The organism is Xenorhabdus thuongxuanensis (genome assembly GCF_001908095.1).
GTDB classification, from domain to species: Bacteria; Pseudomonadota; Gammaproteobacteria; order Enterobacterales; family Enterobacteriaceae; genus Xenorhabdus; species Xenorhabdus thuongxuanensis.
Genome location: NZ_MKGR01000010.1, coordinates 41,596 through 65,390, shown reverse-complemented (window position 1 = coordinate 65,390; position 23,795 = coordinate 41,596). Strand labels below are relative to the sequence as shown.

At 41.3% G+C, this 23,795-nt stretch carries 21 protein-coding genes and 1 pseudogene; 8 read left to right on the top strand and 14 right to left on the bottom strand.

The annotated features are described in order from the left end of the window. Positions 1–3: 3 nt before the first annotated feature. Positions 4–657 (bottom strand): helix-turn-helix domain-containing protein, encoded by a 654-nt coding sequence (locus Xentx_RS18495; protein WP_083600924.1) that lies wholly within the window; start codon positions 655–657, stop codon positions 4–6. Between the two features lie 861 nt (positions 658–1,518). Between Xentx_RS18495 and Xentx_RS08915 the strand changes: the two genes are divergently transcribed. Then, complete coding sequence (locus Xentx_RS08915) at positions 1,519–3,837, top strand: FdhF/YdeP family oxidoreductase (RefSeq protein ID WP_074019905.1); 2,319 nt, start codon at positions 1,519–1,521, stop codon at positions 3,835–3,837. A gap of 174 nt (positions 3,838–4,011) precedes the next feature. Here the strand turns inward: Xentx_RS08915 and pyrB are convergent, their stop codons facing one another. From pyrB to Xentx_RS08890, 6 genes and pseudogenes are all read right to left on the bottom strand, one after another. Next, on the bottom strand, positions 4,012–4,956 hold the full coding sequence (gene pyrB, locus Xentx_RS08910; RefSeq protein WP_074019904.1) for an aspartate carbamoyltransferase: 945 nt from the start codon (positions 4,954–4,956) through the stop codon (positions 4,012–4,014). 299 nt (positions 4,957–5,255) lie between these two features. Then, positions 5,256–5,684: a carboxymuconolactone decarboxylase family protein gene (locus tag Xentx_RS08905; RefSeq protein WP_074019903.1), complete on the bottom strand. Its 429-nt coding sequence runs from the start codon at positions 5,682–5,684 to the stop codon at positions 5,256–5,258. Positions 5,685–5,803: 119 nt separating this feature from the next. Continuing rightward, positions 5,804–6,721 (bottom strand): ribonuclease Z, encoded by a 918-nt coding sequence (gene rnz, locus Xentx_RS08900; protein ID WP_074019902.1) that lies wholly within the window; start codon positions 6,719–6,721, stop codon positions 5,804–5,806. Between the two features lie 30 nt (positions 6,722–6,751). Then, a pseudogene (locus Xentx_RS18785) lies at positions 6,752–6,918 on the bottom strand (sigma 54-dependent transcriptional regulator); the annotation flags it as partial. A 119-nt stretch (positions 6,919–7,037) separates the two neighbouring features. Continuing rightward, complete coding sequence (locus tag Xentx_RS08895) at positions 7,038–7,430, bottom strand: type II toxin-antitoxin system VapC family toxin (RefSeq protein WP_074019901.1); 393 nt, start codon at positions 7,428–7,430, stop codon at positions 7,038–7,040. Beyond that, positions 7,430–7,693 (bottom strand): antitoxin, encoded by a 264-nt coding sequence (locus Xentx_RS08890; RefSeq protein ID WP_074019900.1) that lies wholly within the window; start codon positions 7,691–7,693, stop codon positions 7,430–7,432. The genes Xentx_RS08895 and Xentx_RS08890 overlap by 1 nt, the downstream gene beginning before the upstream one ends. Before the next feature lie 218 nt (positions 7,694–7,911). On the opposite strand from Xentx_RS08890, the gene Xentx_RS08885 reads away from it, so the two are divergent. Next, positions 7,912–8,535 carry a LysE family translocator gene (locus Xentx_RS08885; protein ID WP_074019899.1) on the top strand — a complete coding sequence of 208 codons (624 nt, stop codon included), beginning with the start codon at positions 7,912–7,914 and terminating at the stop codon, positions 8,533–8,535. Positions 8,536–8,739: 204 nt separating this feature from the next. Here Xentx_RS08885 and Xentx_RS08880 read toward each other — a convergent pair whose 3' ends face one another. The 4 genes from Xentx_RS08880 to argF all read right to left on the bottom strand — a co-directional run bounded on the left by Xentx_RS08880 (position 8,740) and on the right by argF (position 13,751). Continuing rightward, the gene (locus tag Xentx_RS08880) at positions 8,740–9,735 is read right to left on the bottom strand and encodes a D-cysteine desulfhydrase (RefSeq protein WP_074019898.1); all 996 of its coding nucleotides are present in this window, start codon (positions 9,733–9,735) and stop codon (positions 8,740–8,742) included. A 22-nt stretch (positions 9,736–9,757) separates the two neighbouring features. Beyond that, a complete protein-coding gene (locus Xentx_RS08875; RefSeq protein ID WP_074019897.1) occupies positions 9,758–11,182 on the bottom strand; it encodes a Na+/H+ antiporter NhaC family protein in 1,425 nt (474 codons plus the stop codon). Between the two features lie 44 nt (positions 11,183–11,226). After that, positions 11,227–12,372, bottom strand: coding sequence for a trans-sulfuration enzyme family protein (locus tag Xentx_RS08870; RefSeq protein WP_074019896.1), 1,146 nt, complete (start codon positions 12,370–12,372; stop codon positions 11,227–11,229). Positions 12,373–12,737: 365 nt separating this feature from the next. Further along, positions 12,738–13,751 (bottom strand): ornithine carbamoyltransferase, encoded by a 1,014-nt coding sequence (argF, locus tag Xentx_RS08865; RefSeq protein WP_074019895.1) that lies wholly within the window; start codon positions 13,749–13,751, stop codon positions 12,738–12,740. Between the two features lie 232 nt (positions 13,752–13,983). On the opposite strand from argF, the gene rraB reads away from it, so the two are divergent. Beyond that, on the top strand, positions 13,984–14,406 hold the full coding sequence (gene rraB, locus Xentx_RS08860) for a ribonuclease E inhibitor RraB (RefSeq protein WP_139292462.1): 423 nt from the start codon (positions 13,984–13,986) through the stop codon (positions 14,404–14,406). A gap of 106 nt (positions 14,407–14,512) precedes the next feature. Here the strand turns inward: rraB and Xentx_RS08855 are convergent, their stop codons facing one another. The 3 genes from Xentx_RS08855 to Xentx_RS08845 all read right to left on the bottom strand — a co-directional run bounded on the left by Xentx_RS08855 (position 14,513) and on the right by Xentx_RS08845 (position 17,898). Then, positions 14,513–15,016, bottom strand: a complete 504-nt coding sequence (locus tag Xentx_RS08855; protein WP_074019893.1) for a GNAT family N-acetyltransferase — start codon at positions 15,014–15,016, stop codon at positions 14,513–14,515. A gap of 496 nt (positions 15,017–15,512) precedes the next feature. Continuing rightward, complete coding sequence (locus tag Xentx_RS08850) at positions 15,513–17,048, bottom strand: aminotransferase class V-fold PLP-dependent enzyme (protein ID WP_074019892.1); 1,536 nt, start codon at positions 17,046–17,048, stop codon at positions 15,513–15,515. Positions 17,049–17,073: 25 nt separating this feature from the next. Continuing rightward, positions 17,074–17,898 carry a class I SAM-dependent methyltransferase gene (locus Xentx_RS08845; RefSeq protein WP_208607564.1) on the bottom strand — a complete coding sequence of 275 codons (825 nt, stop codon included), beginning with the start codon at positions 17,896–17,898 and terminating at the stop codon, positions 17,074–17,076. A 638-nt stretch (positions 17,899–18,536) separates the two neighbouring features. Here Xentx_RS08845 and moeB point away from each other — a divergent pair. The 5 genes from moeB to Xentx_RS08820 are packed head-to-tail and all read left to right on the top strand — an operon-like array spanning position 18,537 to position 23,790. Then, positions 18,537–19,703: a molybdopterin-synthase adenylyltransferase MoeB gene (gene moeB / locus Xentx_RS08840; RefSeq protein ID WP_074019890.1), complete on the top strand. Its 1,167-nt coding sequence runs from the start codon at positions 18,537–18,539 to the stop codon at positions 19,701–19,703. A 10-nt stretch (positions 19,704–19,713) separates the two neighbouring features. Beyond that, positions 19,714–20,121: a M67 family metallopeptidase gene (locus Xentx_RS08835; RefSeq protein WP_074019889.1), complete on the top strand. Its 408-nt coding sequence runs from the start codon at positions 19,714–19,716 to the stop codon at positions 20,119–20,121. A gap of 13 nt (positions 20,122–20,134) precedes the next feature. Then, positions 20,135–20,407 (top strand): MoaD/ThiS family protein, encoded by a 273-nt coding sequence (locus Xentx_RS08830; RefSeq protein ID WP_074019888.1) that lies wholly within the window; start codon positions 20,135–20,137, stop codon positions 20,405–20,407. Between the two features lie 45 nt (positions 20,408–20,452). Next, positions 20,453–22,129: a CoA transferase gene (locus Xentx_RS08825; protein WP_074019887.1), complete on the top strand. Its 1,677-nt coding sequence runs from the start codon at positions 20,453–20,455 to the stop codon at positions 22,127–22,129. After that, a complete protein-coding gene (locus tag Xentx_RS08820) occupies positions 22,126–23,790 on the top strand; it encodes a class I adenylate-forming enzyme family protein (protein ID WP_074019886.1) in 1,665 nt (554 codons plus the stop codon). Before Xentx_RS08825 ends, Xentx_RS08820 begins: the two co-directional genes overlap by 4 nt. The last annotated feature ends 5 nt before the right edge of the window (positions 23,791–23,795 follow it).

Genomic DNA, 23,795 nt, shown 5'->3' with positions numbered 1-23,795 from the left:
TTCCTATTTTAATTTTTTAATTGATTTAGTCACAACCCCAATTATTGTGTAGTTATGGGTTAATATTGTTTTAGGTTCACTTTCAATTCCTAATATCGAAAAATAAATTCCACTTTCGCCTACAAAAATTTGTCTAAAACAAATAGGAGCATCTTTAATCTTAACGAGAACCACATCACTGTCACAAAAATTTTCCGTTTTAGAAACAATGGCAATGGTATTACTGTCAAAATACGGAGATAATAGATTATTTGAAAATTCTACTGAGAAAAGTGAATTTTCGTGATTACTATTAACACTGACTTTATATAAATTTACGTTAACTATTTCTCCGGTTATATAGCTATCCAATTCACTATAACGAATTAGGGGGATTGATAAAATAATTTCCTCATCTTCATTTGACTCATACAACTTATTGTCGGTAATTTCACCAACATTTACACCAAATACATCTGCAATGGATGAAATAGTTGCGATAGTTGGGTTGCCTACACCACGTCTGAGGCTATTGATAGTTGCAATGCCTAAGCCTGTCAGCCTGCTCAAGGTTTGTGGGGGGATGTCATTTTTTTTCATTAAAAAATCGATGTTTTGAGCGATATTAGATAACAGAGCATCTGCTTCAGTTGTTTTTTTATTGTTCGATTCTTGCATTATATCATCTCTCTGATAATATATTGTCGTACGCTGATATTTATAATCTTATTTTATCTATTAAGATTTTGTAATACAAGTGCTCAGCATCAGGGAAACTGACAGTTTATGCTGGATACTAAGGAAGGGATATGAGAGAAGTGAATCATATTCGTATAATAAAAAGAGTAAACTTTGCGTTAAGAAATAGCGTACCCGCTCGTTATGTTCAAATTAACTTGCTGAACATAACGAGCAATTAATGTTCACAATATGTGATTTTTATTATAATTCCTAGTGAAAATAATAAACGAAATTTTCATTAAATGACTTAATTAATTTTTTTATTAATATTTAGCTACGTTGAAATTCTTTAAGGTCAGCACTGAGAGAATGCTGGGACAACTCGAATGTTTTCCAGATCTGTATGTTGAATGAAACCAATTCAATCACTAAAAAGCGACAGGAAATTAGCCGTGGCCTATGTTTACCCGTTGATTAATCTGGTGAGTCTCAGATGACCTGCGTGAAGCTGAAAAGGCCAAGATCAAATGTGGCGTTGAGCATTTTAATGCATTAAGTAAAGACGAAGATGGCAAAGAGATGCCTAACGCTGCCAAGTTTGTTAAAGCCGATAGCGTTGATACGTTCAGTGCTAATTTTTGATCTTAATAGCATTAAGGGCACTAGCAATAGTGCCTATATATTTGGTAAATAGTTCGGTTTTTTCGTGATATAACCACGGAATAATTATCATAATGGGCAGATAGGAGTATGATCACAGCGGTGGTAAGCCGCCAATGAATGAAATCGACGTTATTGGTTCACCTGCAAAGATGTGGCCTGATTGTGTTGGTCATGACATAAAAAATAGAGATTTTTATGAAATTCAAATCAAAAATAAAACCTTACCATGCGGCTGCTGGTGGTTGGGGTTCACTGGAGGCAACAACCCGTTTTGTCTTTGATAGTAAACAAGCACTGAAAAATATGGTTAACCTGATGCGCATGAATAAACCCAAGGGCTTTGATTGCCCCGGATGCGCATGGGGAGATGACAACAAAAGCCTGTTTAGTTTTTGTGAAAACGGTGCCAAGGCAGTCACTTGGGAAGCGACTCGTCGGTATGTTGATCGAAAATTCTTCGCAACCCATAGCGTTAGTCAACTTTACCAACAAAGTGATTATTTCCTTGAATACCAGGGAAGAGTGGTTGAGCCGATGAGCTATAACCCGCAGACGGATCATTATGAGCCGATCAGTTGGGATGATGCTTTTGTCTTGATTGCCGACCACATTAAGGCGATGGATAACCCCAATCAGCTTGAGCTGTACACTTCGGGACGTGCCAGTAATGAGGCTTCGTGGCTGTACCAGTTATTTGGCCGTGTCGTGGGAACCAATAACTTCCCGGATTGTTCCAATATGTGCCATGAAGCCAGTGGTTCCGGTATGTTGGCAAGCTTAGGCGTTGGGAAAGGCACCGTTCGGCTGCAAGATTTTGATCATGCAGATGCCATCTTTATATTTGGTCAAAACCCCGGAACAAATCACCCACGAATGCTGCATAGCTTACGACATGCTGCTGAACGCGGAGCACGCATAGTCACTTTTAATACCCTGCGTGAGCGCGGATTGGAACGTTTCGCTGATCCACAAAAACCGCTCGAAGTAATTACCCCAATGGCAGGGGAAATTAGCCACCGTTACTATCAGCCCAAACTTGGTGGCGATATGGCGGCGGTGCGAGGGATAGTCAAGGCACTTTTGGAAAACCATAACGCCCTGCTGGCTGAAGGCAAATCAGGTATTTTTGATCTGGAATTCATCGCAACTTACACCAACGGGGTGGATGATTACTTGCAAGAAGTTGCAGCAACCGGGTGGTCATTGATTGAATATCAATCGGGATTGACCGAAGCACAATTGCGTGAAGCGGCTGCCATTTATCAGAATGCTGGGCGTGTCATCTGTACCTGGGCAATGGGGATAACCCAACATAAACACTCTTTGGTTACGGTACGTGAAATCGTCAACCTTCAATTGCTTTTTGGTCAATTGGGTAAATCGGGCGCAGGGCTTTGTCCGGTACGTGGTCACAGTAATGTACAGGGTAACCGGACGATGGGAATAAACGAGAAACCGGCCAAACTTTTCCTGGATAACATGGCTGCTCATTTTGGTTTTGAGCCACCTCGTGCACATGGCCATCATGTTGTGCAGGCATTGAGTGCCATGTTGCGTAATGAAGTTAAAGTTCTGATCGCACTGGGTGGGAACCTTGCGGCCGCGGCTCCAGATAGTCCGCGAACAGAAGAAGCGCTTAGACATTGTGATTTGACCGTACACATCAGCACAAAATTAAACCGGAGCCATCTTATTACTGGTAAAAAAGGTGCTCTTATTCTGCCGACATTGGGGCGTACCGAACAAGATATTCAGGTTACGGGCGCACAGTTTGTGACAGTAGAAGACTCTTTCAGCATGGTTCATGCCTCAGAGGGCGTAAATAAGCCATTATTTGATAGCCAGCGTTCTGAAATAGCGATTATTGCTGGTATTGCTAATGCGGCAGTTGGTAGTAGTGCAACCATTAATTGGCTGGAATTAGCCGGAGATTACAATAAAATTCGCGATCATATTGCAGCGACCATTCCAGGATTTGCTAATTTTAATAAAAAATGTGAACACTCTGGCGGTTTCTATCTTGGCAATGCTGCGGCCGAATTACGTTTTGCAACCCCGAGCAAAAAAGCTGAATTCAGTCATGTACCGCTGCCAAAAACTCTGTTCCCGCAAATTGAAGGTGCTGATGTTCCTTTTACTTTGCAAACTTTACGTTCACACGATCAATATAACACCACGATTTATGGGTTGGATGATCGTTATCGTGGAATTTATGGTCAGCGGGAAGTGTTGTTCATGAATCCGGAAGATATTGCCCAATCGGGATATCAGGCTGGTGATTTAGTCGATATCGAAACAGTATGGCATGACGGTATCAAGCGCAAAGTCTCCGGCTTTAAATTAGTGCCTTATACCATTCCACGTGGAAACCTTGCCGCTTATTATCCAGAAACCAATCCATTAGTCCCAATGGAAAGTGTTGGTGATGGTACAGGCACGCCAACCTCAAAATCTGTACCGGTGAAATTATCCCTTACTGAACATAATGGGTCTGAACCTCAACGTCTTGTATAAGATGTTTATGGCTTTTCCACCTACCTATCTATAACAGTTAGTAATATGTCGATTCAGGCTCGGTTTTTGAAGATAACAATGTATTCTTCATTAAAAACCGAGCTGGATAAAAATCTTTTCAAAGAAAGTACGATTATGATCAAGGAACAGTTTCCCCAATCATAATATTGATGCCTATTTATTTTCTATAACAACATCTTCATTCAATACCAGCGACAATAATGACTGACGGGCAAAAATGCCATTTCCTGCTTGCTGGAAGTAGTAAGCATATGGTGTTTTATCGACATCCACTGTGATTTCATCGATCCGCGGCAGCGGGTGCAGTACTTTCAGGTTTTCCTTAACATTCTCCAGATCCGCCGCGCGCAGAACAAACTGAGCCTTGATATTGGCATATTCTGAAGGGTCAAGACGCTCTTTCTGGACACGAGTCATATACAAAATATCCAGTTCTGGCAACACATCTTCAAAGTTATTGTGGAGGCTGTAACTCACCTGTTTTTCTTCCAGCATATGCAAAATATAGCCTGGCATTGCAAGTGCATCTGGTGCGATGAAACAGAAATGGTTGCCATTAAATTTTGCCAGCGCTTGTGTGAGTGAGTGCACGGTACGGCCATATTTCAAATCACCGACCATCGCAATTTTCAGGTTTTCCAGTCTGCCCTGAGTTTCTTGGATGGTGAACAGATCGAGCAAAGTCTGGGTCGGATGTTGGTTTGCGCCATCGCCGGCGTTGATAACAGGGATATGGCCGGAAAACTCAGAAGCCAGTCGTGCCGCCCCCTCCTGTGGATGACGCATAACGATTGCATCAGCGTATTGGCTGATAATGGAAATAGTATCAGCCAACGTTTCTCCCTTTTTACCCAATGAAGTATTACTACTGTCAGCAAAACCCACGACGGAAGCGCCGAGTCGCTGAATGGCGGTTTCAAATGAGAGACGGGTACGTGTGGAGGCTTCAAAGAAGCAACTCGCTATAACTTTGTGTTTCAGTAATTCAGTCTGTGGATTGGCTTTTAATGCAGCGGCCGTCTGCAATACCAGTTCCAGATCTGCGCGGCTCAGATCATTAATTGAAATGATATGCTTGCGATATAACGGATTAGCCATGTTTACGTTCCTCTTTTATGACTTCTAGCCTTGGACTGGACAGGCAAAAAAAAGCCCCTCAATTGAGGGGCTTTTTAAATGTTTGGTTAGGCAATGGGAAAAACAACGCGTTTACGCTGTCAGCAGACAGAGCTTCGTTAGCTTGGTGTTTTCTAACAGTTTTTACAACGCAATCTTTCATGTTTTCTCCCAGCAAATCGTCGCGCATTATACTCACGATAGCATTCATCGCAAGGATTGCCGGAAGAAATTTTTATTTCAATTAATGGTCAGGTTAAACAACCCGCATAATGCGGTGATTATTCGTTTCGATCACCTAAACTGACCGCCATTCTGTTAAGAGCATTCATTAAGGAAATTGTTGCTGTCAGGTCAACAATCTCTTTTTCTGTAAAAACAGCATCCAAGCGTTCTTTGATCTTATCCAATATACTTTGCCTAGGGTTTGTCGTTAAGGCTTCGCACCACTCTAATGCCAGTTTTTCTTTTGGGTTGTAGATGCTGGAATTGAACCATGCAGGTAACTTATCCAGTTTTACTTGTTCTATACCATGATCTTTGCGGATTGCTTCAGCATGAAGATGGCAACAATAGGCACAACCATTAATTTGAGATACCCGTGTTTCCACCAACAGAACAAGCTCTTGATCCAATTCAGAGGCATGGATTTCTTCATAGCCTTTATATAACGGGTTAATAATCTTTGGTGAGATTTTTGCGTAATTCATTTTTATTTCTTAAGTATTTTGTTGAAGGGAGTTAACCAGAAATAGGTGATATAAATCTATTTTTCTGCCAGAATTTATGCTGTTTATTTATACAGTGTTTTCATTTTTCTGGCAATATTTTATTTAATAATAAATATGGCAAAATCTGCGGCCAAATCAGTATTTGGAAATACTTCCCGACATTCCGCCAATAATCGCGGGCAATCCTCAATTCCATAGCGTCCGCTAATGTGCGTAGCGATAAAGTGTTTGACCTTGGCATTGCGTGCCAATGTTGCGGCTTGTTTAGTGGTAGAATGCCCACGCTCGTTGGCTTTCGCGGCAAATGCATCTTCCAGCGTGATTTCATGCACCATCACATCAACATTGGCAGCCAGTTTCAGTGCTTCGGGTGTCGGTTCAGTATCCCCGAAAATAGCCAATGATTTGCCACGAATCGGTGTACCTAAATAATCTTTGCCGCAAATTGTGCGGCCATCTTCCAGTGTTATTGTGTCTCCCTGCTTTAAAGCCTGCATCCATGGGCCACGGGGAATCTTATCCTGGTTTAATTTTTCTGCATTAAGTGCGCCGGGTTTGTCGTGCTCTTCAATACGGTAGCCGTAGCACTCTACGCGATGGTTCAAGGCATAAGCCGTGACCTTGAGTTCGCCATCATCAAACAGTTGTCCGGGCTGGACTTCGATAATTTCCAATGGATAGGTCAGGAAAGAACTGCTCAACTGTAATGTGGTTTCTATAAACTGACGTATCCCCGTTGGCCCATATAAAGTAAGGGGATCGGTAGAACCTCCCATCGAACGGCTGCACAGTAATCCGGGCAAACCGAAGATGTGATCACCATGCAGATGAGTGATAAAGATTTTCTCCAGTTTAGCTACCTTGATGGGAGAATGAAGGATCTGATGCTGGGTTCCCTCACCGCAATCAAACATCCACAGTGCGTTGCGGATGCCCTGTAAATCGAGGATAAGGCTGGTGACATTGCGCTCTTTTGTGGGAATGCCGGCACTAGTGCCTAGAAATTTCAGCTTCATGTTGTTGTTCTCCGGTTTGTTAATTTCCAATTAATGTCTAATACTTTCCCAATCAAGACAGAATCGGGCAAGACTTACGTAACCTATCGGCATCATTAGGTTGTTTTTTGTTGGTGGGAAATAGCAAAGAGCTTGCGGCCTGCTGCCGATAATCTGCTGGATTCATGGCAGACTTTAATCACTGTTTCCAACTGTTGGTTGATACGCCTATTTTCGGCGAATGTCGCCATCCGTATGAGTCGTAACGAGGTGAAAAAAGAGTCACCCGCTAGGGTGTAGATAGGTGGTTGGTTAAGTGGGATTGCGATCCTACTTGTCAATATTTACTCCAATCTTCGACATTTAAACCATGAACTATCCTAAATGCAGCATCATTAGTAACAATCGTCAGCCCTTTACTTAGGGCATGAGCCGCGATCAACTGATCCATTGTGCCCATAACACGACCAATTTGTTCCATTCTGACACGGAGTTCACCATAAGTTTTTGCAGCGGCATTATCCCAATCGTAAACCGTTATCGATTCAATAAACGTGTTGACAATATTTTGTAGCTCCTTGTTTTGCCGTTCCAAAATTCCATAGTGTAATTCAGCCTCAGTAATACTAGATATGCATATTCTTGACGGTGGTATTGTGCGTAATTTGTTGATTACTGTTGGATTTTTTCGAAAAATATAACTGACAGTGTTTGTGTCCAGCATATACATTAAAGAATTCCTTCAAATGGATCGCGTTTAGTTATGTCCTGATTACGATCATTGACATCTAAAAAATCATTTGGAACAGAAAGATTATTTAACATATTGAAAAATAAATCCCAGTCATCATGTTTAGATTTGTTTTTCGACAAAATAATATCCCCATTTTTATCCTGGCGGATATAAACTCTCTCAGCATCAAATTCAAACATGACAGGTAACCGAATGGCTTGATTACGTCCATTTTTGAAAATTTTCACAACTCTTTCCATAATTCACCTCTAAAATCAGTTGGCATATGTCAACCTTAAGCACATGTCAAAGCGTCGGTAAAATTTAATTTTAACTACTCGATTAACAATGAAATTTAATGATCTGCTGCGAATTAAATAGGTAGAGAATGAGGCAGAATGTGATCAGCGTAAAGATAAGGAATTTAGTATTTTCAGTAATCTCATTTTACCCTCTGTTTTTGTATTCGGAGATAGATATGACCGTTATGGATTCCCTGCTTGCATTTACTGTGGCGGCGACATTGCTTACATTGACTCCTGGCCTGGATACTGCGCTAGTTCTGCGAACTGCAACGGTGGAAGGGAGTAAGAAAGCTTTTCAGGCCGCCCTTGGTATTAATACGGGATGTTTTATTTGGGGAGCAATGGTGGCATTCGGCCTCGGTACATTGATTGCCGTATCAGAGCTAGCATTCAATATATTAAAATGGTGTGGTGCATTGTATTTATGCTGGTTGGGCATTCAAATGATTTGGTATCCCAAAAAGGATCTTGGCGGAGAGGTATCTTCTTCCGTTAAAGGCCAAAATTGGTTTATTAAAGGGATGTTGGGCAATGTACTGAATCCGAAAATGGGCGCGTTTTATGTTTCATTCCTACCGCAGTTTATACCCCAGGGGCATTCTCCCACTTTATGGATATTCAGTTTAGTGGCAATTCATGTTTTGCTTGGTACATTGTGGTCACTGTTATTGATTTATGCCACACGCCCTCTTTCCCATCTATTACGCCGTGAAAATGTCATTAAATGGATGAACCGCGCGACAGGTGGATTATTTTTGCTGTTTGCGTTTAAGTTAGTGATAAGTAGTCGGCGATGATTTTGCCAAGTGAGGGCAAAATATCTAACTAAATTCAGAAAAAACAGCCATCTTTTTAGCTGTTTTTTCTGTAAAAGCTAGCTTATTAAATTAATGGCAATTTTCAAATCTTAAAACCTGTATATTGGAGTAAGGCGAGTATATACTCAGTATTCCTTTTTATATTTCATAATTAGAATGGTTTTAAATATTTATCATTATAAATCAATTATTTGATAACCCTATCCCAGAATAAGAAAACAATGCAGGAGCCCCTCCTGTATGTACAAAAAGTAATGGCTTCTGGCTTTCAATGTTATTGTTCAGCACATTATCAATTAACCCAGCCATCGCTTTTCCGGTATAGACAGGATCTAATAAAATACTCTCTTTCTGCGCTAATAGTGTAATGGCCTCTAACCCTTTTTTATTCGGCATGCCATACATGGGAGCGAAATAATTATCCCACAAAAGAATATCTGGACAGGTTGTTTGGCCTAAGAGCGAGCTGATTTCTTTCTGCAATTGACTCACTTTCGGTGCTTGCTCAGTTGTAACACGTGAGACGGTAACGCCAATAACCGGCGTTTGAGGTAGTACAGAATGTAACCCGATAGCCAACCCTGCATGTGTGCCTGCGCTTCCAGAGGCAACAATCACAGCAGCAAACTCCACATCCTTCGGGCGCTGCTCGGCAATTTCTAATGCGCAACGTACATAACCCAATGAACCAAGGGCATTGGAACCGCCGACAGGTACAATATAAGCATCTTCGAGATTGAGTTGATCAATCAATTCTTCCATTTGCTTATTTGGATCGGTCAATTCATCACACATGACACATTGAGCGTTGAATAATTCCGTCAGCAGTTTATTACCATTATTGAGAAAATTACTATCGTAGTTTTGAATGGGATTTTCTAATAAAGCGACGCATTTTAGACCATATTTCGCCGCAATAGCTGCTGTTTGCCGTACATGATTTGATTGAATTGCTCCAGCGGTAACAATAACTTTAGCCTTTTTTTGTAAGGCGTCAGCAATAAGGTATTCCAATTTACGTAATTTATTCCCACCCATCGCTAAGGGGGTTAAATCATCTCTCTTAATATAAACATCGCGCCCTAAATAGTGGGATAAATTTTCCAATTTATCCATCATAGTTGCCGTTTTTAGTAAATCAACATGAGCAAATTTTGCTAAATTTTCTTTTAAAGACATATTATCCTCAGCGGGTTGCCAGTTAATAAGTAAGACCTAAATAGAAATAAATGACGAGAGCGAAACTTGCAGTAACCAATGCATATGGCATTTGAGTCCGAATATGTTCAATATGGTCACAATCTGTTGCCATTGATGCAACGATAGCATCGCTGGAAATTGGAGATGTCATATCACCAAAGATAGAACCAGCAATAGCAGCACCAATCATATACTCAGGAGGCATTCCTACTGAAATACCTAGCTGTACCCCAATGGGGATCATAATTGCAAATGTTCCCCATGAGGTGCCCGTTGCTAATGACATGATGGAACTAATCAGGAAAATAAAGCCGATGGAAAAACCTGCCGGAATGATACCAGAAGTCATTTGTGCAATATAGGCACCGGTATTTAAATCAGCGGAAACATTACCCATTAAGAATGCCAATACCATGACAGAGCTTATTTTTATCATGCTGGCATAACCAATATAAAGCTCTTTAAAAAAGGTTTCGATGGTTAAAACGCGGCGTAATAAGAACCAGAAAAAAGAGACAGTAGTTCCAAACATAACACTCCAATAGATAGAGGTTGAACCACTGCCCTTACTAAAATCACCATCACCTGTGATATAGAGGGCAATAGGGAGCATTAATACCGTCGATAAAATAGGAATGAAAAAGTTTAATGAAGTATGGCAGTTGGGGTGTTTAATAATATCATTACTATCTTCACTGTGTTTATCTTCAATATCACTATTTAAATGTTCATGTAAGGTTCGCATTTCTGCAGTTTTCATTGGCCCCCAAGAAACATTAGAAAAAATGTAAAACAAGACAGAAGCCAGCGATAACCAAGCCATAATATTATAAACTATAGAACCTGCCAGGATATCAAATGGTTCACCGCTGATTAACCCTCTGGAAATCTGTATGCCAATGATCCCCATCATTGCGGCTCCCCAACCGTTAATCATGGCGGAAGAGCAAACAGAAACACAGGATGTTTGAATAATGTAAGACATTTTTTCTGGTGGGATACCGTAATTTTTGGCTAATTTCTTTGTTGATGCTCCAGCAATTAATTGGTTAATTGAGCTTTCAATAAAAATTAATGATGTAATGATCATTGCAAAAAATTGAACAGCTTTTTTATTTTCAATAAGTTGCGTCTTATCGGTTAGTAAATGAACTAAGGATCGTACGCCACCTGTAACAACCACAAGCCGCATTATTCCACCAATCATCAACATAAAGATGATAGTTTTTGTATTGCCTGGGGAGGAAAAGGTATCAATAATACCTTCAATAGTTCCTTGTATACCTAAAATAATATGATGGTCATTAATGACAGTAAAGCCGACTAATATACCGAGTAATAGAGATAAAATAACCTGGCGTGTAAATATAGCTAAGATAATTGTGACAACAGGGGTAATGATGGTCCAAATACCGTAATCATTCATTTTTTACTCACCTTATTTTTTGTTATTTTTTATATTAAGTAAATTTATTCTAATGCTTGTTCAAGATCAGCTAATAAATCACGAATATCTTCAATACCTACTGATAAGCGTAATACAGTATCATAAATACCAATCTCTTCACGCTCTTCTTTTGTCATGGAGCCGTGTGACATAGTTGCAGAATGGTTAACCATACTTTCTACACCACCGAGAGATTCTGCTAAAACAAAATAGCGTAATTTGCTTAAAAATCTCTTTGTGTCCTCCAGATCGCCTTTTAATTTAATCGTAACGACGGCACCACTTGCGCGCATTTGCTGCTGGCAAATGGAATAGTGCGGGTGAGAGGGTAAACCGGGATAATAAACTTGTTCAATGTTTGGATGAGATTGAAGAAAATTGGCAATTTCAAGTGCATTAGCGCATTGTGCTGACATTCGTAACGCTAATGTCTTTAATCCACGTAGTGCTAAATAAGCATCAAAGGGAGATGCAATAGCACCCATGGTCGTTTTTAAGAAATCTAGCTTATTGGCTAAATCATTTCGATGAGTAATAACCGCTCCACCAATAAGATCCGAATGACCACCAATATATTTACTTGTAGATAACATCACAAGATCTGCTCCCAATTCGAGGGGTTTTTGATTCCATGCGGTTGCAAATGTATTATCAACGCAAGTTAAGATATTGTGATTTTTCGCGAATGCACAAATACTTCTGATATTAACTAATTCTAATAATGGATTCGTTGGACTTTCTATCCAAATTAATCGAGTATTATCTTTTATTTTAGCCTCAACTTCAGTGAGATTATTTAAGTCGACATAGTCAAATTGATGACCATTATTTTCAATTGCTACCCGTTCAAATAAACGAAATGTGCCGCCATAAACTCCTTTCATAGCAATAATGTGGGATTCTTTAGGTAACAAGTTTAAGACTAAAGCAGCGGCTGCTACACCAGACGCGGTTGCAGTTGCGTAAATACCATTTTCTATTTCGGCTAATAATGTTTCATAGGCATAGCGTGTTGGGTTACTGCAACGAGAATAACAGTATTCACCATGCTCAGATAAATCTTTCTGTACAAAAGTACTGGCTGTTGTAATGGGGGGAAAAATAGCATGATTTTCTTTGTCCTGTTGTTTTCCGCCGTGGATTAATGCTGTGGCTATATTTTTTATCATTTTTGCAATCCTATAAATTGATTATTAATATTTTTTAGGGGAAATATTGCACTATTTAGAAAGAATATGGCATAGGGAGATAAAAAAATTTTTCTAAAAAGTAATAAAAATTTTTTAATTTAGAGAAAATTTTTTCCAAAATTGATAATTTTTCATATAAATCAAATTGTTAAATAAATCTGGTTTAATGTGATGACTATCAATATATTGGAAATTTATGCATAGTGATATAGTTATTTTCTGATTTTTAACTGAAAGTCGGTGGAGAATACCCAACTTATTTGAAGATACAGAAGCCAAGTAAGTTGGGTAAGTTGGTATTGTGATTTTTGCAGTACGAGCGGAAGCAAAATATGAATCAACTATTACAATACGAGGTTTTCCACCAGAGTTGCTATCATCACGGCCTTAATGGTATGCATTCGGTTTTCAGCCTGATCAAACACAATGCTGTGTTTTGATTCAAACAATTCATTAGTGACTTCCAGGCCACCATATAAATTAAATTCCTCTGCCAGTTGCTTACCGAGTATCGTCTCTTCATCATGGAAAGCAGGCAGACAATGCAGAAATTTAACTTCTGGGTTCCCAGTGCGTTTCACAACATCCATATTGACCTGATAGGGTTTCAGTAATGCAATTCGTTCTTGCCAGACCGATTTCGGTTCTCCCATCGATACCCAAACATCGGTATATAGAAAATCGACTCCTTTTACACCATGCGTAATATCTTCTGTCAGGGTGATCTGACCGCCAGTTTTCTCAACCTGTTTTTGGCATTCTGCAACCAAATTTTCGTCTGGCCAGCATGCACTTGGCGCGATCAAACGGAGATCCATACCCGTCAATGCGGCAGCTTCCAGCAAGGTATTGCCCATGTTATTGCGGGCATCGCCTAAATAGGCAAATTTTATCTCAGAGAGTGGCTTTTGGCTGTGTTCCTGCATCGTCATTAAATCAGCCAAAAGTTGGGTTGGGTGAAATTCATCAGTCAGACCATTCCAGACTGGAACCCCTGCGTATTGCGAGAGTGTTTCGACAATTTGCTGACCATGTCCACGGTATTGGATACCATCATACAAACGTCCAAGTACCCGCGCAGTATCCTTAATGGATTCTTTGTGTCCGATCTGACTACCACTTGAGCCTAAATAGGTAACATTGGCACCTTGATCATGAGCCGCGACTTCAAATGCACAGCGTGTACGGGTGGAGTCTTTTTCGAAAATCAGGGCAATATTTTTTCCTGTGAGTAAGCAAGATTCAGAACCTGATTTTTTATTCGCTTTTAATGCATGAGCCAAAGTTAAAAGGGTATCAATTTCTGTGGGTGTAATGTCAAGTAATTTTAGGAAAGAACGCTTGAAAAATGGGTTCATTATGCATTGTCTCCATTAGTAAAATATTGAATTTATATTCACTATATATCGATAAAAAATTTAATTACAAGCTCTGTGTTCAGCGTTTATAGGAGTGAAGGTATTAAGACAGGTTATAGATCAGTAGCTTAGTTATTCATTTCTTTTAGAACAAAATTGGATAGATATATCCTTTGCACATAAAAGATGGGAGAATGCAAAACAAGATAGCCAACTGACAGAGGGGATTGGCATGGCAGACCCACATGCTTTAGAAGAACAGTGTGAAGAAACTCGCTTGATCATCGAAGAATTATTGGAAGATGGCAGTGATCCTGATGCACTTTATATTATTGAGCACCATTTTTCGGCAGAAAATTTTGACCAACTGGAAAAGGCAGCCCTTGAAGCTTTCAGATTAGGCTATGAAGTAACGGATGCGGAAGAGCTGGAAACAGAAGACGGTGTTGTTTTGATGTGCTGTGATGTGATCAGCGAAAGTCGTCTGGAAGCTGAATTGATCGACGCACAGGTTGAGCAGCTTATGGATCTGGTTGGAAAGATCGGTGTAAATTACGACGGTTGGGGAACGTACTTTGAAGATCCTAACGCGCCTGATGATGAAGATGACGGTGATCTCTTTCCCCCTGAGGATGATGAACCCAGACTCCATTAAAATCTTTTGAAGATTGCGTCAAAAAAGTAGCGTTAAACCAAATTGCCCCACTTAAACTGTGGGGCTGATTTATTACGAGTAGCTTTAATATTGAAGGCCATTGGAGTTATAGTGCCTTGAGCATTTTGACTTCACAGTCACTGTGGCCTGTATTGCCAAGAGGCTCATCAAGATAGTTAAAGCCCAGCTTTTCATACAAGGCAATGGCGGCTTTCAGATTCTCTGTCGTTTCCAGATAGCAGCGTTTAAAACCTTGCTCTGTGCCAAATTCGAGGGATTGTTTCACGATTTGCTTGGCAATACCTTTTCCCCGCAGTACCGATGAAAGGTACATTTTCTGTAACTCGCATGTCTCACCATCACCACCAGCCAGCGGAGCAACACCGCCACCGCCAACGACTTCGCCATCCATTTCAACAACCCAATAAGCGCTGCGTGGCTGGTTGTAAACTTCGTACAGGGTATCCAGAATTGGATCAGCAACGGCAAAACCTTTGTCTGCGGTTAAGCCATGCTCGGCAGATACTTCACGGATCACAGCGGCAATGCCTGCATTGTCTTGTTGGGTGATGGGGCGAATAACGTAGTAGTGTGTTGTTTTTGCTGTCATTATTTTCTCTTTATATTTTTATTTATAGGGAATGAAATAATACAGCATGAAATATATTAAGTTAATCAATAAGTAATCAGCTCACTATGGAGGCGTGGATACATGTGGTTTAAATGGAAAAATTCACTAATTTTCCATCTATTATATTCTGTGGCGAACAAAAGATCATTGTTCATCCACTGCTAAGATAAGCCAAATGTCATTCCCGTTCAATTAGGCGCAAGCATCGGCCTGTGAAGTGGAAAGCCTCGCCCGATAGGGCGGGGAGCAGTCACGAGTATAAGCATGTGTTGTGTTGGGCGGTGAGTTTTTCATGTTCTCATGACGGTGACCCTTGCGACTTTCAGCAAACGAGCAGTATTGCAAATGCTAGCGTATTTATGGTTATATCGACGATTTGTTCTTTAACTCTAGATTGGATTGTAAGCAAAATACAATAGACATCAACTTTATCTATGCGCCACCAATAAAAAGGAGATGGAGTTTACCATAACAGCTAACCATTTAATATATTAGCGATTTTCTCACTATTGACATGTGACTTGCTTTTTAACAGGGTATTTTTAGCTGATTTCATGGATTCTTCAAGAGATTCTGGGCGGATATTCCTCTGTTGGTGAAAGAATTCTAGATGATCGAGAGAAACGGTCAATTGAGGTTGGTATTGTTGGTATAACCAAACACCTTTGTCATTGTGGTAATGATACTGCTTTGCTAACCAGTGCCCGTAGCGGGAGATGAGTGAAACGGCCTCCAGAATGTAACAAACTGTGGATTTTTCCAGCAGATAATGCAGATTTAGCCGTACCCAGCCAGGGCGGGCAAGCTTGTTTCCCTGTGCTAATTCTTCTTGGATATTCCGGCTATCGTCTTGGTTTATATCTAGTAACTGGTGGGCATAAGGTCCCGCACAAGAACAACCACCTCTTGCCTGAATTCCGAATAAGTCATTTAGCATGGCAACAACCACACCATAGTGCAGTCCTTTAATATTAAATGAGAAGATGGCTAGTCTGGGAAGGGAAGGATTACCCATTAACTCGAAATTAGGGAGATTCCTCCAATATAAGAGTGTTTGTTCAACCAGCTCTTTTTCCCGTTTTTTAATGTAGTCTAGACCAATTTGTTGTTGGATTTTAAATACCAGCCCTGCACGAATTGATTCAATTATGGCAGGCGTGCCACCTTCTTCACGACGTTCGATATTGTCGACATACTGGTGAGTCGATGCATTTACATAAGATACGGTGCCACCGCCATTAAGACCAGGAATAGTCTGGCTAAAACAATTATCTCTAATCACCAACAAACCCGGTGTACCAGGACCACCTAAAAATTTATGAGGTGAAATAAATATAGCATCCATTGGAATTGCCTGTAAATCAATGGACATATAGGGTGCTGCGGCTGCAAAATCCCAACATGATAGTGCATTAAAGCTTTTGAGTAGGTTAAAGATTCCATTAATATCGGTTTTAATCCCTGTGACATTGGAAGCAGCAGAGAAAGAGCCAACTTTGAGAGGAACATGTTGATATTTTAAGAGTTGTGTTTTTAGCTCTGTTTGATCCAGTATACCTTCTGGAGTGAGTGGAATACGAACCAATTCTACATCCGCTTCCCGCCAGGGTAGGTCGTTGGAGTGGTGCTCATAACCACCTATGAAAACAACAGGTTTTTGTTCCTGATAACGAGGAATATTCAGCATATGAATAAAGCGGTTAATGGCACTGGTTGCTCCTGAACCAGTGAAAATAATATGATAGGCTTGGGTGGCGTTTAGCGCTTGGCGGATAATGTGACGGCTTTGCTCACGCAGATATGTTGTTTGGAGTCCTGTGATTGAGGTCTCGGTATGTGTGTTTCCGTAGAAGGGCATTACTTGTTGCTGAATAAACTGCTCGATAAAACTGAGGCTTCGCCCAGAAGCCGTATAATCTGCATAGATCAACGGCTTGATACCAAACGGGGTTTTAATGGGACAGCATTCTCCGATAATCGATTGGCGGATAAGATCCATACTTAATGACATTGTTCTTGTTTCCTTTTCCTGATTGTCAAATGCATTTATGGGCAATAATTAATGTCATTTCTCCAAATGGAGTTGGGATTTTTCGGGTATCTAGACGAGAGGGATGATTGGCTTTTAACGCCTCTTCAATCTGATCTGATTCGATAGAAAGTGGGCCATTTGCCAGTTCAGCAGGGAGGCGGCCCAATACATGAAACTCAGGTTGAGTGCGTTCTTGGTTCAGTGATTCGTGAAAACTAATCAATGTTCCGCCGGGAGACAATGATGCCCAGAGCCTATTTATACAATATTGAAGATTGGTAGCAAAATAGAGAGACATCGCAGCTACTATTATTTGGTAAGGACCACCAAAAAGGGTGGTGTTCATATCACCAGGAAGAAACTTGATGGACTGAGAGGGATTAGATTCATCAAATCCATCCGAATCTATCAATTGCATTTGTATTGCTGTACAACAGAGAGGCAAATCAAACAACGTGATTTTGCTTTGTGGGTGAATAGCTAAAATATTTTGGGCTAGCTCCGCAGAGCCTGCTCCAACATCGAGGAAATGCAGTCCATCTTGCCAGTTATCAAGCGACTGAAGGATAGATAACAGGATTGGGTTTCTTGTACTTCGGTGAAAAGCCCGTAAACGCGATGTCGCTTTTTGCCAAAAACGTTGGTCATGCATATCCATTTGTTGTTTTGGTTGTGTGTTTTGTACCAGCCATTCATCGGATTTCGTCAATGTGAGAGATTTGATTTCTGCCAATGAGCAGAGTGTTTCCCCCAGATAATATTGTGAATGACTAAGTAAGTAAGGCTGATAATTAGATTTAATGGAAAAACTCTGGGCTTGTTTTTCCATAATTCCTAGGGAAACATAAGAATTGAGAAGTAATGTTAATCGTGTCGGGCACCAGTTGAATTGTTTGGCCACAGTGGTTGCATCGGCCATAGTGATGAAGTGATCAAACAATCTATGGTGGAATGCGAATGCGAGTATATTCAAGCGAATTGGGCCTAATAGCATGTTAAATAGATATTGTTGCTCATTAATTTTGTTTATTGACAAATTCATTTGTGAGTCACTTTTGATAACTTGCGAGAATGAGGAGGTTTTTTTCTAATTTCTATCAGAATACTTGTAGTATTTTGATAATTTGGTTAGAGGTTTCTTCATCGCTCAGGCAGTTCATTGCAAGAATGAACGAGAATAAACTCCATGAATAACATGTGTTGAAGCCAATCAATTGATAACCGCCCCGTCTTAAGATTGTTTTTCCTGTCCAATATCACTATAGGGATTGTGGTGTCGCCCGATATAAAACACGGAGCAATCTGATATCAAATGACGAACAAACCAGATTTGCGTTCACAGAATGATAAAAATTAGCTCTGCGTTTGATATTCTTTACTACTACCCTCCTTTTAAATAGCTAGCCGTATGTTGAAGTCCCGATTATTTGCACGCGGGACAGATAAAGAGAAAGTGGAGGGATTACAATGAAACTACCACCGCTTGTCGAGCCTGCACCTCACTTGGATAAAGAGGAAAAGGAGAGATACAGCCGTCATTTATTACTGCCAGATATTGGATATATCGGCCAGTGTCGTCTGAAAAACGCCAAAGTGTTAGTGATAGGGGCTGGGGGATTAGGATCACCTATATTATTCTATTTAGCTGCAGCGGGTATTGGAACAATAGGAATTATCGATTTTGATGTGGTTGATGAATCAAATTTACAACGTCAGATAATTCACGGTCAATCTGATATCGGACGCAACAAAGCGGATAGTGCTCGTCAGTCGATACAAGAAACCAACCGCCTTACTCATATCATTTGCCATCAACAACGCCTTGAACCAGAGAATGCATTAGAACTGATCCGTCAGTACGATTTGGTACTCGATGGAACGGATAACTTTTCAACCCGTTATCTGGTAAATGACGCTTGTGTGCTGGCTGGCAAGCCTTATGTATGGGGATCTATCTACCGTTTTGAAGGACAGGCGTCCGTGTTTTGGGAAAATGCACCGGGTGAGCTGGGACTGAACTACCGTGATTTATATCCTGTACCACCACCACCTGAATATGCTCCCTCTTGCTCTGAAGGTGGGGTATTTGGCGTACTGTGTGCTGCTATTGGTTCTATTATGGCGACTGAAGCCATCAAGTTGATTACGGGGGCAGGAACAAGCCTTTTAGGTCGTTTGATGGTCTATGACGCGTTGGATATGACATATCGTACGTTACCGCTTCGCCGTGCTCAAAATCGTATGACGATAACACAATTGACAGATTATCAGATCTTCTGTGGTCTCAAATCACAAACTCCTGATGAGGTTGTTCCCCAAATAACTCCGCAAGAGCTTCAAAAAATGTTGGAGCGGGGAGACGCTGTTCAATTGGTGGATGTACGAGAACCTGGCGAACGAGCTATCTGTAATATCGACAACGCTATTGGGATACCTCAACAAGAAATTATAAATGGGAGAAGTCTCAAACTGCTTGATCGACAACGTCCGGTAGTTGTGTATTGCAAGATGGGTGGACGCTCCCGAAAAGTACTGCTTGCCATGCAGAGACAGGGATTTAAATCACTATTCAGTTTGGAAGGCGGAATCCTAAATTGGATCCGACAAGTTGATTCCTCACAAGCTACATATTAAGGAGTATCCAATGCTAGTGTTATCTCAAGTCCAATTGGATGAAATTGTGAAACATGCTGAGAAAGAACATCCAATTGAAGCTTGTGGACTCATCGTTGGTCCCTGTGGGAGCAATAAGCCTGAATTGGTTATTCCTATGCACAATAGTGCTGCTTCCGAGGTTTATTTCCGGTTTGATTCGAGACAACAGCTTCAGGTCTGGCGTCAGATGGAAGAAAAAGAACTGGAACCGATAGTTCTTTACCACTCTCATTCTGGCTCACGAGCTTATCCGAGTAGAGAAGACTTAGCTTTTTCTGTTTCACCTCAGATTCACCATGTCATTCTTTCTACTGCGCCAGCATCGCGGCTTGAACTGCGTAGCTACCGATATGTGCAGGGACATGCAGTCGAAGAAATCATAAAAATTACTCAATGAGGAAATAATAATTATGTCGGTCATGGTTCATATACCTACTATTTTAAGAACATTCACTAATGACCAGAAAACTGTAATCTCTTCTGGTGAAAGTGTTTGTGAAGTTATTGATAAATTAGATATTGATTTCCCTGGAATTAAAGATCGTTTAGTGAAGGAAGGAGATGTTCACGGGTTTATCAATTTCTATGTAAATGACGATGACATCCGATTTGGAAAAGGGTTGCAAACTACTGTGAAAGTCGGCGATGTGATCACCATCCTTCCGGCAGTGGCTGGAGGGTAATTCACAACGTTAGAACCGTTATTTATTGTAATCGGGAGCGTATTCATGCCAAGAAAAAAAATATTTCAGTTATTGCGGCTCAGTGGCACATTTAGTCAGGCCGATGCAGCATTTGCACCGTTTATAAGGGCATTAAATTCTCAGGCAGAGAAAATCGGTATTGTGGTTAATGAATCTTCAGTTCAGACCTCGAACAACGAATTGGTGGTGATACTGCAAGAGCAGGGAGGTTGGCAATTTATGCTCACGGTTACTTCGCCGGTGATCAATGGACAGGTTTGTGATGAAGTCGCGTTACAGGCATTGACCGGATTAGTTGCTGTTCATAGCCGTTCATTGGATCGGATTGTTCCGTTAGGTGTTGAATATATTTCGGTGATTAGTGCCTCTTTGGTATTACAACAACTATTGGCTGGGTTAATCGCACAGAACAGGGGCAGCAGAATACAGAAAGCTACTTTTGATTTAGTGCAAGCCGGAGTATTAGCTGTCGGACAATATCTGGCAGGCGCTACTGCAGAAACTGGAGCTGAAGTGTTCTCATGTGGCGAAGCAGATGTCTCTCTCAGGCCTCCTTTCGTGTCTCTTGATGGTGTCTTGTTTGAATTAGAGTCTCTTTCTCCACAGCTTTGGCAGAAGTTTTGGGTTCAATTAGGGACAGATATTCAGCAAATAGGCAGAGGCTGGCATACCTTTATGCAGCGATATGCTAAAGGGACTGTGTCACTGCCTGAAGAGATGGTGGCACTGCTTGCCAGTCATGTCTATGCAAATTTGGCTGATCTGGCTCGTCAGACAGGAATTGCAATTACCCCTGTCAGGCGTATTCAGGATCGTAAGATGGATCGAGATTTAAAGTCATTACTTGAGTTCGGCCCTTGGTCTATTAAGGCCATTGGTGATGAAGCCAAGAAGCCTGCTCGGATGCTCTCGGACACTGTGAAATCAGGGTTGCCACTTGCAGGAATCCGTCTGGTGGAATCCTGTCGGAGAATTCAAGGACCTATGGCAGGGCATTTGCTCGCCATGCTTGGAGCGACTGTGACGCGCATAGAGCCGCTGGGGGGCGATCCATTGCGTGATATGCCTCCTCTGGCTGGTGATTTTTCTGCCCGTTTTCAGGCTTTGAACGCTCGTAAGCAAGTGATTGAAGTAGATATCAAATCAGCAGAGGGAAAACAAACCATCGAAAAATTGGTTCATGATGCTGACTTATTTATACACAACTGGGCGCCGGGAAAAGCATCTGAGTTAGCACTGGATATCTCTGATTTAAGTCTTAATCACCCTGATTTGGTGTATGTCTATGCAGGTGGTTGGGGGATACTAGACAATGAAATGATGATTCCTGGTACGGATTTTATGGCTCAGGCTTATTCCGGTATGGCGGATGTGATTGCCCAAAGTGCGGGTGTTAAAGGTGGTACGTTGTTTACAGCGACTGATATTTTCGGAGGTATTCTTGCCGCACAGGCAGCGATCATGGCTCTTTACTGTCGGGTTAGAGGCACGTCAGGGCTGAATGTTGGAAGCTCATTGCTGGGAGCTGCAACGATGTTGATAGAACCCATTCTCACCGACAATTCGCCTATCCCAAAAGAGAGCTCCTTACCCGAATGGTGTTGTACCGATTTGGCATCACTCCCTACACATCCACTTGTTGAGCCCTATTTGATGAGAGGAAGTTATGCACAATTACGTGAATTATGGAGGCCCTTATGAATCCAGCAGGTATTATCAATTTAGTCCCCGAATCAGTTCGCCATGAATGGAAAGCGTCAGGTGCTTATCCGGAATCAACAGTATTTGAAGCCTTTCGTAAGCAAGTTGAAAAACAGCCTGATGGGTTAGCGGTTTGTTCTCAGGATGGAAGTTATCGTTATTCTGAAATTTATCAGCAAAGTTTGAGATTGGCAGCAGGTCTGGCTAATGCAGGGCTTGTGCGTGGTGATGTGATTGTTTATCAGTTGAGTAACAGTTGGCGCTCTATTGTCATTGATATTGCTGCCGCTGCTATAGGAGTAGTGGTGTGCCCTTTTCCACCAGGAAGAGGTCGGTTAGATATTGAGTCGATCCTTAAGCGCAGTCAGGCGCGTGCGATTATTGTTGAAAACCGGCATGATCAGGGTGATGTATGTCAGATTATCGAAGCGTTACGGCCTTTGATATTATCGCTACGTGTATTGATCACAGTGGGAAAAACTCGTGACTATTGGCTGTCATTTGAAGCATTACTTGATGGGAAGCCTTTAACACAATTTCCCTTGGTTTCCGCTGATGATCCAGTGCGTTTTCTCATATCTTCCGGTTCTGAATCAGAGCCTAAATTAGTTGCATATTCCCATAACGCCTTGTTAGGAGGACGGGGACGTTTTATGGAGGAACTAAGAGGAAGCCATACGAGGTTTGTTACTTTGTATCTGATGCCCCTAGGCTCAGCATTTGGTTCTACTGCCAGTGCATGTGTTATAGCATGGCTGGGTGGCACTATTGTAATTTTGCCTAAGTTCAGTGTCGATGCGGCATTGGAGGCAATTCATGATTATCGCCCGACTCACATTCTCGGTGTACCGACCATGTTCCAGAGAATTGTTGCCGATGATCGCCTGAATGACTTGGATCTTCGTGATTTAGTCGCACTAGTTAGTGGAGGAGCTTTGATCGATGAAGCCACAATTAACCGCTGTTATGAAAAATTTGGGTGTCGATTTATCAGCCTTTATGGATCAGCTGATGGTGTAAACTGTTTTAATGCTTTGACTGATACACGAGAAAAGATTGCTATGACGGTTGGGCGTCCTAACCCTTCCATTTGTGATATCCGAATTGTTGATGAGCGTCATCAACCACTGCCTCAGGGACAGATTGGGGAGATTGCGGCTCGTGGACCAATTTCTCCCATGCAGTACGTGAACTCCCCTATACTGGATGAAAAGTACCGAGATCAAAATGGTTGGGTTTACACTGGTGATTTGGGGTGCATTGATGAAAGTGGCTATCTTAATTTGATGGGAAGAAAGAAGGATGTCATTATCCGTGGAGGAGTCAATATTAGCCCTATTCAGATTGAGAAATTGATGACTAATCATCAGGGTATTGTCAGTGCTGCATGTATTGCCATTCCTGATAGGGACTTAGGACAAAGAATTTGTCTCTGTTTGTCACTGCGGGAAGGCGTACAGCCACTTTCTCTAAATGATGTAGCACATTTTTTGCGGTCATATGGGTTAGAACAGCACAAGTTACCAGAATATCTTTGCCATTTCAGTCAATTACCTCTTAGCCCTGCAGGTAAAGTTGATAAACCTACTCTTCGTAATATGTTATCAGAATTGACCTCAACTTCTTGTATTGAAAATAAATCAGTGCATCAGAGGAGGTAATTATA